We start from the raw sequence: 4772 nt of genomic DNA on the forward strand, positions 1-4772 counted from the left end.
CCCGCACCACCGCGAGCACCGGATGCCCCAACCGCTCCGCATCCGACAACCGCTCCAGGAGGACCATGGAACCGCCCTCGGCGAAGCCCGTGCCGTCGGCGCCCTCCGCGAACGCCTTGCACCGCCCGTCACGTGAGAGAGCGCGCAGCCGGCTGTACTCCACCAGTGCGGACGGGGTCGACATCACGGCCACCCCTCCGGCCAGCGCCAGCGTGGTCTCTCCCTGGCGCAGCGACTGGCAGGCCAGGTGCAGGGCGACGAGCGAGGAGGAGCAGGCCGTGTCGATGCTGACCGCGGGGCCCTGGAAGCCGAAGGTGTAGGCGACCCGGCCGGACGCGATGCTCGCCGAACTGCCGTTGCCGATGTAGCCCTCGAAGCCGTCCGGAGCGGTGGTGTGCCGGGAGCCGTAGTCGTTGTACATCAGCCCGGCGAACACCCCGGTACGACTGCCGCGCAGGGAGCGGGGCGCGATGCCGGCGTGCTCCGTGGCCTCCCAGACCAACTCCAGCAGCAGCCGCTGCTGGGGGTCGACCGTCAGCGCCTCGCGGGGCGACATCCCGAAGAAGCCGGGATCGAAGTCGGCGACATCACGCAGGTGTCCGATGTCGCGTACGTAGAGGGTGCCCGGTCGTGCGGGGTCCTCGTCGTACAGCGCGTCCACGTCCCAGCCGCGGTCGGCCGGGAACCCGGAGACGGCGTCCCGCCCCTCGTGGAGCAGCTCCCACAGCCCGTCCGGTGTGTGGGTGCCTCCCGGAAGCCGGCAGGCCATGCCGACGATCGCGATGGGTTCGCTCGACCGGGCCTCCGCCTGTTCGGCGCGGGAGCGGGCCTCGTGCAGGTCGACCGTGACCCGCTTCAGGTAGTCGAGGAGTTTCTGCTCGTTGTCCATGGGTCACCCGAGCTCCGTGTCGATGAGGGCGAAGATGTCGTCGGCCGTCGCGGACAGCACCCTGGCCTTGAGGTCGTCACCGCCGGCCGGGGGCGTCGCGGCAGGGCGCCCGGAGTGCCGCAGCAGGGCCCGCAGCCGTTCGTGCAACTGCTCGCGGAGGGGATCGTCGGGGGAGAGTCCGGTCAGTACCGCGCCGACCCGGTCGAGGTCCCGCAGGGCCACCTGATGCGTGGCCGGGACGACGAGGCTCCGCAGGTGCTCGGCGAGGTCCGCCGGGTCGGGGTGATCGAACAGGAGTGTCGCGGGTAGATCCAGGCCGATCGCCGTCGCCAGGGCGTTGCGCAGTTCGACGGCTGCCAGCGAGTCCAGTCCGGCGTCGGTGAACGACTGGTGCGCGTCGATACGCGTTCCGGCCCGATGCCCGAGTACGCGGGCGGCTTCGCTCCTGACCAGGTCCAGCAACGCGCGGTCGCGTTCCGCCTCCGGAAGTGCCGCGAACCGTTCCGCCCAGGCCCCGCCGTTTCCAGCGGCCGGTCGGGGAGCGGGCGGGAGGAGATCGCGCAGAAGGGGCGGAACACTCCCCGCGCGCAGGACCTCCCGGTCGAGGCGGACCGGCGCCAGCACCGGGTGGTCCAGTGCGAGAGCGGCGTCGAGCAGGGACAGGGCGTCGTCGACGGGCAGCGGCAGCAAGCCCGAGCGGCGCAGCCGCAGTTCGTCCGAGCGGTCCAGGCCGGCGGTCATGCCGTCCGCGGTGTCCCAGGGACCCCATACCAAGGAATGCGCCGGCAGGCCAAGACCGTGCCGGTGTTCGGCCAGGGCGTCGAGGAACGCGTTCGCGGCGGCGTAGTTGGCCTGCCCCGGGCCACCCAGCGTGCCGGCGAGCGAGGAGAACATGACGAACGTGCTCAGCGGCGCGTCCTTGGTCAGCTCGTGCAGATGCCATGCGCCGTCCGCCTTCGGTGCGAGAACGGCGTCGAGGTGCTCCGATGTCAGCGCTGTGACGGTGGCGTCAGCGGTGACGCCCGCAGCGTGGATGACCGCGGTCAGCGGGTGTCCGGTGGGCACGGAGGCCAGCAGACGGGCGAGCGCCTCCCGGTCGGAGACGTCACAGGCCGCGGCGTGGACTGTCGCCCCCCGTGCCTCCAGTTCCCGGACGACGGTGCCGTCCGGGGCCCGGCGGCCGATCAGCAGCAGCCGCCGCACACCGTGGACGGCGACGAGGTGGTGGGCCACAGCACGGCCGAGGGCCCCCGAGCCGCCGGTGACCAGCACGGTGCCGTCCGGGTCGAACGGCGGCCGGGTGCCGGGCGGAGGACCGGTCCGCGTCCAGCGTGGCACGCAGACGTTCTCTCCGTGGACGGCGACTTCGGGCTCACCCGCGGTCAGGGCGGCGGCCAGCCGGTCATGCGGACCGTCGAGGTGCACGAGGACGAATCGACCGGGGTGCTCGGACTGCGCGGAGCGGACCAGGCCCGCGACCGTTCCACCGACCGGATCCGCCGTGCCCGCGACCACCACCGCCAACGGCGAGGTGCGCGTGCCGTCGGCGAGCCGCTCCTGGACGGCCGTCAGGACGCGTCGGGCCGCGCGGCGAGCGGCGGAGGCCGCATCGCCGGTGTACGGGTCGATGACCAACTGGTCCTCCGCGGCCGGCGGTTCGGGGGCCGCACTCACGGATACGGGGACCCACTGAGTGCGGTACAGCCGGCCGGCGTGGAGCCTGCCGGTCGTGACCTCCCTGGTGATCAGTGACCGCACGGTCACCACCGGCCGGCCGTCGACGTCCACGGCCGTGAGGCGTACCGCCCCGGACTCCGACGGTGAGAGGCGGACCCGCAGCGCCGTCGCCCCGCGCGCGGTGACCGACACCCGCGACCAGGCGAACGGCAGCCGCAGGCCGGTGGCGTCCAGGGCCAGCGCATGCAGCGCGGCGTCCAGCAGGACCGGGTGTACGACATGGCCGTCGGCGTCGGACCCGGCGAGGGCCACCTCGGCACACACCTCCCGGCCGACCCGCCAGGCGGCGCGCAGCCCCTGGAACGAGGGACCGTAGGCGAAACCGGCGTCGGCGAGCCGGTCGTACACGTCGGTCAGGTCGAGCGGTACGGCACCCGCCGGGGGCCACGGCCCCGGCGGAGCCGGCTCGTGCGCCGCGTTCGCGCCGTGACCGGCGAGCGTGCCCTCGGCGTGCAGCGCCCAGGGGTCCGCGTCGCTGCCGCCGGCGCGGGAGGAGATCGTCAGCGCGCGCCGTCCGGCGTCGTCGGGCGGCGCGACGTGCAACCGGAGGAGGACCACACCGCGATCGGGCACCACCAGGGGTTCCCGCAGGACCAGCTCGTCCACGTGGCCGGCGCCGGTCCGGTCGGCCGCGTGCAACGCCAGATCGAGCAGTGCCGTGCCGGCGACCAGGACCGTGCCGTCGACGACGTGATCGGCCAGCCACGGGTGGGTCGCTGTGGACAGGCTGCCCGTGAAGACGCGGCCCCCGTCGGGCAGGTCCACGGTCCCGGCCAGCAACGGGTGTCCGGCGGGTGCCAGGCCCGAGTCGGCCGCCCCGAGTGCGGCGCCCGAGTCCCGCAGCCAGTACCGGTCCCGTTGGAACGCGGTGGTGGGCAGCTCGACGCGGCGTGCGCCCGGCAGAAGTGCGGTCCAGTCCACGGCCGCGCCGCGCACGTGGAGTCGTGCCAGAGCGGTCACCGCGCCCCGGGGCTCGGTCAGTCCCGCTTGCGGACGCAGGGTGGGAACGAACGCCGCGTCCGGCACGCACCGCGGCCCCACGGCACTGAGTACGGCGTCCGGCCCGAGCTCGACGAAGGTCCGTATGCCGAGGGAGCGCAGCGTGGCCAGGGAGTCCGTGAGCCGCACGGGTTCGCGGACCTGACGCACCCAGTACTCGGGGTCCTCGACCGCGGCGGGCAGGGTGATCGTGGGCCGGGAGAAGGTCAGGCCCCGTACCACCTCGCCGAAGGCGTCGAGCATGCCGTCCATGTGGTGCGAGTGGAAGGCGTGACTGACCCGCAGCTCCTTCGCGTGCCGCCACTTCTCGGCGTACGCCCGCACGGCCGGGGCGTCGCCGGACAGGACGACGGAGTCCGGTGCGTTGACCGCGGCCAGGCACACCCCGTCGGGCAGTTCCGCGGTCACCTCCGCCTCCGAGGCGCGCACCGAGATCATCGCGCCGCCGGCCGGCAGCGCCGCCATCAGCCGCCCACGTGCCTCCACCAGCGCACAGGCGTCGGCGAGCGAGAGCACCCCGGCCACATGTGCGGCGGCGACCTCGCCGATGGAGTGGCCGGCGACGGCACGCGGCCTCGCCCCCCAGGACTCGAAGAGTCTGAACAGCGCGACTTCCAGGGCGAACAACGCCCTCTGGGCATGGTCGGTGCGGTCCAGCAGTTCGGCCGTGTCCGCGATGTCCTCCTGCCAGTGGGCGGTCACCGCGTCGTGGGCAGCCGCGAAGACCGGATAGGACGCGTACAGCTCCGCCCCCATGCCGGGCCGCTGGGCTCCCTGGCCGGTGAAGAGGAAGGCGAAGCCACCGGGGGTGGACTCACCGGTCACCAGGCCACCGGAGGGCTGTCCGTCCGCCAGTTCCCGTAGTGCGTCCGGGTGGTCGGCCAGGACGACCGCCCGGTGCTCCCAGCAGGTGCGGGTGGCCGCCAGGGAATGTCCGAGGTCCGTCCCGTCGCGGTCGCCGACGACAGCGAGCAGAGACCGGGCCTGCGCCCGCAGCTGTGAGGGGGTCCGGCCGGACAGCGGCCAAGGGACGACCGGCGGGACCGCGGGACGCACGCTGTCGGGCGCGGATTGCCGGTCCGGCGTGGTCGGCGGCGCTTCCAGGATGACGTGGGCGTTGGTACCGCTCACCCCGAACGAGGACACC

At 73.8% G+C, this 4772-nt stretch carries 2 protein-coding genes; both read right to left on the minus strand.

Annotation, left to right across the window (positions count from 1 at the left end; genetic code table 11):
- On the minus strand, nucleotides 1-859 hold an 859-nt coding region (locus tag IE273_RS42855; protein ID WP_444545942.1), incomplete at its 3' end, for a beta-ketoacyl synthase N-terminal-like domain-containing protein.
- 33 nt (nucleotides 860-892) lie between these two features.
- Nucleotides 893-4756 (minus strand): SDR family NAD(P)-dependent oxidoreductase, encoded by a 3864-nt coding sequence (locus tag IE273_RS42860; RefSeq protein WP_189820519.1) that lies wholly within the window; start codon nucleotides 4754-4756, stop codon nucleotides 893-895.
- Nucleotides 4757-4772 lie beyond the last annotated feature (16 nt).

Origin of the sequence: Streptomyces olivaceoviridis (genome assembly GCF_014650115.1) — a bacterium.
GTDB classification, from domain to species: domain Bacteria; phylum Actinomycetota; class Actinomycetes; order Streptomycetales; family Streptomycetaceae; genus Streptomyces; species Streptomyces olivaceoviridis.